The sequence below is a fragment of the Ramlibacter sp. genome, from assembly GCF_013697775.1.
Taxonomy (GTDB): Bacteria; Pseudomonadota; Gammaproteobacteria; order Burkholderiales; family Burkholderiaceae_C; genus Ramlibacter.
This window is the reverse complement of the sequence record NZ_JACCWG010000437.1, coordinates 1-4,539: the sequence shown is the minus strand read 5'-3', so window position 1 is coordinate 4,539 and position 4,539 is coordinate 1. Positions and strand designations below refer to the sequence as shown.

The following is a 4,539-nucleotide window of genomic DNA, read 5'->3' as shown; positions in this document are numbered from 1 at the left end:
GATTGGCCGCCGCCAGCGCCGGCTGCACGCTCCACAGCAGCTCGGGCACCGCCGCCGCGTAGCCGTGCGGATCGGCCGCGCCGCCGGTGTCCGACAGGCGCGCCTGCGCCAGCACCTGGCACCAGGGCCCGGTGACGAAGTGCGCGATCTGGCGCGGCACGCCAGCGATGTCGGTGCGCCCGCGCATCTCCTTGGCGAATTTCTCGGCCAGCAGGTTGCGCTGTTCGGCCTGCAGCAGCGCGCGCACGGCTTTCTCGCGCACGCGCTTGTCGCGCTGCTGCGCGTCGCCCCAGGCGTCGCGCAGGGTGGTGAGCGCGAAGTCGAACGGCTCGGCGCCGCCGACGCGGGTTCCCAGCAGGGCCTCCACTGCCTGCTGCAGCGGATCGAGGAAGGCGCGGAAGCCCGGCGTGTCGGCCGACGGCCAGGCCAGGCTGCGCTGCGTCATCTCGTCCAGCAACCGCCGCGCGGGATGCTGCTTGTCGCTGAAGAAACGCGGGTCGGACAGCGCCAGGCGCAGCAGCGCGGGCTCCAGGTCGCGCACCGCCTGCTGCACGGGCGACAGCAGGCGCGCGTCGCCGGCGATGTTCTCCACCATCAGCTGCACCACTTCAAGCCCCAGCGCCTGCGCTGGCGTGCGCGCCTCCTTGCGCAGGGCCTCGCGCAGCGCCGGCATGCCGGCGCCGGCATCCAGGCCGCCAGCGGCCTGGCGCTGGCGCAGCCGCTGCATCACCTGGTCGACCTGCCGCATCTCCTGCAAGGCCTCCAGCGCCGCGGGCACCGTGGCGGAGAAGTCAGCATGGCCCCCGCTGGCATCGGACGGCATCGCCGCGGCGGGCGATTCGCCCGCCAGCAGCCGGCGCAGCTCGCGCAGGTTCAGCAGCGTCTTCTGTTGCTGCTGGCCGGTGGCCGCAGGCGCCAGGGGCGCGGGCTGCGTGGTCTCCGCCTTCGGCACCACCACGTCGAACACCGCCTCGCCCACGCCCTGGGCGCGCAGCATGGCGCTCAGCTCCTGGTAGGTGCGCGCCAGCTCCGGCCCCATCGCCTGGCCCAGGTGCAGCAGCCAGCGCCGCCGCACGCTGGCGGGCACCGGGCTTTCCTGGGTGACGGTGTGCAGGCTGCGCACATACACCTCGGGGCGCAGCGGGTTGCGCTCGGCGCGCACGCTTTTGAGGCCTTGCACCGCGCACACCAGCGCGTTGAGCTCGCTCAGTTCGGCGTCCACCGCGTTCTGCACCACCTGCTGGGTGCGCACCAGGTCGACGTTCTCCTGCATCTGGTCGTCGCCCATCAGCTCCAGCGTGTCGAAGCTGAGCGCCGAGGCGTTGCGCCCGTCCCCCGCGATGGCGTGCGCGAAGCCCGCCAGCAGCGCCTGCGGATAGGCCTCGCACAGCGCGTGCTCGTGCTTGACCAGCCATTTCGCCGCGTCGGCGAGCAGGTTGCGCTCCACCACGTCGGGCGAGCGGGCCGCGTGCTGCGGCATGTCGAGCGCGGCGCGCGCCACCACGCGCTGCATCAGGGTGCGGCCCTGGGCCGCAGCCTCCTTCATCAGCGCGCGGTACAGGGCCTGGTTCACGGCGCCTGGCCTACTTCAGGGCCTTGAAGCGCACCCGCTTCGGCTTGGCGCCCTCTTCGCCCAGGCGCCTGCGCTTGTCGGCCTCGAACTCCTGGTAGTTGCCGTCGAAGAACACCCACTGGCTGTCGCCCTCGGCGGCCAGGATGTGGGTGGCGATGCGGTCCAGGAACCAGCGGTCGTGGCTGATGACCATGACGCTGCCGGCGAATTCCAGCAGCGCGTCTTCCAGCGCGCGCAGCGTTTCCACGTCCAGGTCGTTGGACGGCTCGTCCAGCAGCAGCACGTTGCCGCCCTGCAGCAGCGTCTTGGCCAGGTGGAGCCGGCCGCGCTCGCCGCCCGACAGCAGGCCGACCTTCTTCTGCTGGTCGCCGCCGTTGAAATTGAAGCGGCCGCAATAGGCGCGGCTAGCCATCGTGAACTTGCCGATCTGGATCAGGTCCAGGCCGCCCGAGATGTCCTCCCACACGGTCTTGTCGTTCCCGAGATCGTCCCGATGCTGGTCGACGAAGGCCATCTGCACGGTCTTGCCGATCTTCACTTCGCCCGAGTCCGGCTTCTCCTTGCCGGAGATCATCTTGAACAGGGTCGACTTGCCCGCGCCGTTGGGGCCGATGATGCCGACGATGGCACCGGCGGGCACCTTGAAGCTCAGGTTGTCGATGAGGACGCGGTCGCCGAAGGACTTGCTGACGCCGGTGAACTCGATCACCTCGTGGCCCAGGCGCTCGCCGACCGGGATGAAGATTTCGTTGGTCTCGTTGCGCTTCTGGTATTCGAAGTCGGACAGTTCCTCGAAGCGGGCCAGGCGCGCCTTGCTCTTGGCCTGGCGCCCCTTCGGGTTGGAGCGCGCCCACTCCAGTTCCTTCTTCATCGCCTTGGTGCGGGCGTCCTCGGTGCGCTGCTCGGTTTCCAGCCGCGCTTCCTTCTGCTCCAGCCAGGTGGAGTAGTTGCCCTTGTAGGGGATGCCGCGGCCGCGGTCCAGCTCCAGGATCCATTCGGCGGCGTTGTCCAGGAAGTAGCGGTCGTGGGTGATGCCCACCACCGTGCCCGCGAAGCGCGCCAGGAACTGTTCCAGCCACTCCACCGATTCGGCGTCCAGGTGGTTGGTGGGCTCGTCCAGCAGCAGCATGTCGGGCTTGGACAGCAGCAGCCGGCACAGCGCCACGCGGCGCTTCTCGCCGCCCGACAGGTTCTTGATGACGGCGTCCCAGTCGGGCAGGCGCAGCGCGTCGGCGGCGATCTCCAGCTGGTGCGCGTCGCCGCCGCCGGCCGCCGCGATGACGGCTTCCAGCTCGGCCTGCTCGGCCGCCAGCTTGTCGAAGTCGGCGTCCGGCTCGGCGTAGGCGGCGTAGACCTCCTCCAGCCGCGCCTTGGCGGCCAGCACGTCGCCCATGCCGCCTTCAACGGCCTCGCGCACGGTCTGCTCGGGCTCCAGCTGCGGCTCCTGCGGCAGGTATCCGATCTTCAAGCCGGGCATGGGGGTGGCTTCGCCTTCGATGTCGGTGTCGATGCCGGCCATGATCTTGAGCAGCGTCGACTTGCCGGAGCCGTTCAGGCCGAGCACGCCGATCTTCGCCCCGGGGAAGAACGAAAGAGAGATGTTCTTGAGGATCTGGCGCTTGGGCGGAACGATCTTGCCCACGCGGTTCATCGTGAAGACGTACTGAGCCATGAATTGCCTTGCTGGAGGGAACGGGGCACGCCGGAGGACCCGGGGCCGAACCGTCTATTGTCGCCGAGCGGCGTGCCGAGCCGGCGATGCCGGGAACAGCGCGGTCCGGCGGCCCCAGTTCCCCGACGAGCAAAGGCGGCCTCCACTACAATGACGGCTCGCGTCGCGATCGTTTCCAGTCAGCGTCGACGCAGTCGCTTCCGACTCCCCTCCCCCGTCTGCCTTCGACTGGCGCTCGTCATCACGAGCAGCAGGCCGATGATTCCTGGCAGAAACTTTCCATGTCTTTCGATTCCCTCGGCCTCGCCGAGCCGCTGCTGCGTGCCGTGCACGAAGCGGGCTACACCACCCCCACCCCCATCCAGTCGCAGGCCATCCCGGCCGTCCTTTCCGGTGGCGACGTCATGGGCGGTGCCCAGACGGGCACCGGCAAGACGGCAGGCTTCGTCCTGCCGCTGCTGCACCGCCTCATGGCCCAGCCCGCCGTACGCGACCCGCGCGGCAAGCTGCCCATCCGCTGCCTCATCCTCACGCCGACGCGCGAGCTCGCCGCGCAGGTCGAGGAGAGCGTCCGCACCTACGGCAAGCACTCGAAGCTGACCAGCATGGTCATGTTCGGCGGCGTCGGCATGCAGCCGCAGGTCGACAAGCTGCGCCGCGGCGTCGACATCCTCGTCGCCACGCCGGGTCGCCTGCTCGACCACCACGGCCAGCGCACGCTCGACCTGTCGCACGTCGAGATCTTCGTCCTCGACGAAGCCGATCGCATGCTCGACATGGGCTTCATCCACGACATCAAGAAGGTGCTCGCGGTGCTGCCGCAGAAGAAGCAGAGCCTGCTCTTCTCGGCCACCTTCAGCGACGAGGTCAAGGCAATCGCCGACCGGCTCCTGAACGCGCCGGTGCTGATCGAGGTGGCGCGTCGCAACCAGACCGCGGAGCTCGTCGCGCAGAAGGTGCATCCGGTCGGCCGCGAGATGAAGAAGGACCTGCTGGTCCACCTCGTCAAGGAAAACGACTGGCACCAGGTGCTCGTCTTCACGCGCATGAAGCACGGTGCCAACCGCCTGGTCGAGCACCTGCTGAAGCACGACGTCACGGCGATGGCGATCCATGGCAACAAGAGCCAGACCGCGCGCACCAAGGCGTTGGCCGACTTCAAGAAGGGCGACCTGCAGGTGCTGGGCGCGACCGACATCTCCGCCCGCGGCATCGACATCGACCAGTTGCCGCACGTCGTCAATTTCGAGATGCCGAACTTGCCCGAGGACTACGTGCACCGCTTCGGTCGCAC

General features: G+C 69.1%; 3 protein-coding genes. 1 reads left to right on the top strand and 2 read right to left on the bottom strand.

Annotation, left to right across the window (positions count from 1 at the left end; genetic code table 11):
* Together H0U68_RS22200 and ettA are read right to left on the bottom strand one after the other, a co-directional pair.
* On the bottom strand, nucleotides 1-1,573 hold a 1,573-nt coding region (locus H0U68_RS22200; RefSeq protein ID WP_296359076.1), incomplete at its 3' end, for a DUF1631 family protein.
* A gap of 10 nt (nucleotides 1,574-1,583) precedes the next feature.
* A complete protein-coding gene (ettA, locus tag H0U68_RS22195) occupies nucleotides 1,584-3,245 on the bottom strand; it encodes an energy-dependent translational throttle protein EttA (RefSeq protein WP_296359075.1) in 1,662 nt (553 codons plus the stop codon).
* 281 nt (nucleotides 3,246-3,526) lie between these two features.
* Here ettA and H0U68_RS22190 point away from each other — a divergent pair.
* The coding region (locus H0U68_RS22190) for a DEAD/DEAH box helicase (protein WP_296359074.1) at nucleotides 3,527-4,539 on the top strand (1,013 nt) is incomplete at its 3' end.

Excerpts from the sequence above, each read along its gene's own strand:
- ettA (WP_296359075.1), bottom strand. The coding sequence starts at position 3,245 with ATGGCTCAGTACGTCTTCACGATGAACCGCGTGGGCAAGATCGTTCCG.